The organism is Sandarakinorhabdus rubra, assembly GCF_010994245.1.
In the GTDB taxonomy this organism is placed as follows: Bacteria; Pseudomonadota; Alphaproteobacteria; order Sphingomonadales; family Sphingomonadaceae; genus Sandarakinorhabdus; species Sandarakinorhabdus rubra.
In genome coordinates this window covers 1-863 of sequence record NZ_WMHO01000415.1, presented here as the reverse complement: position 1 = coordinate 863, position 863 = coordinate 1, and the positions used below count along the sequence as shown (strand labels likewise).

General features: G+C 70.9%; 1 protein-coding gene. It reads left to right on the top strand.

Annotation, left to right across the window (positions count from 1 at the left end):
• A partial coding sequence (locus GJV64_RS14945) for a heme-binding protein (RefSeq protein ID WP_235927781.1) occupies positions 1–863 on the top strand: 863 nt, incomplete at both ends.

The window sequence follows — 863 nt, the reverse complement described above, 5'->3', positions numbered from 1 at the left end:
ACCCACGCCCGCGGCGGGCGGCGGCAGCACGCCAACGCCGACCCCGCCGGCCACGCCCGCCAGCGTCTATCCGGCCGTGCCTTCTGCCGCACTCACCACGGCCGATGTGGAACAGGTGATCGCCCGCGCCGCCGCCGAGGCCAGCGCGCGCGGCTTGCCGGCGGTGATTGCGGTGGTGGACCGGGTCGGCAATGTGCTCGCCGTCTATCGCATGGCCGGCGCCCGGGCGACCGCGACCACGCGGCCCAATGCCAACGGTGCCAACATCGATGCGCAAGGGGTAACCTTGCCGGCGGAGCTGGCCGCCATCGCAAAGGCGATCACCGGGGCCTATCTCTCGTCGGGCGGCAATGCCTTTTCGACGCGAACCGCCTCGATGATCGTGCAGCCGCATTTTCCGCCGTCTGCCAATACGGTCGGGCTGGAGTCGGGCCCGCTCTATGGCGTGCAATTCTCGCAGTTGCCCTGCTCTGATCTCGTCACCCGCTTCGGCGTCGGCAGCCCGCTGATCGGGCCCAAACGCTCGCCGCTGGGGCTGGCGGCCGATCCCGGCGGCTTCCCGCTCTACAAGGGCGATGTGCTGGTCGGTGGGGTCGGCGTGATGGCCGATGGTGACTATGGCTTCGATGCCGAGGTGACCGATGTCGACGCCGATGACGAGGAGCATATCGCGCTCGCCGCCACGCTGGGCAACCCGGCACCCACGGCGATCCGGGCCGACCGCATTTCGCTGGATGGCACCTTGCTGCGTTACACCGATGCGGTGCCGGCCGGGCTGAAGGCCAGCAGCGCCAGCGTGCCGCCGCTGTCGGGCATGGCCGGGGCGCTGGTGGCGGTGCCGGGCTTCGCGGGGGCCAGCATCA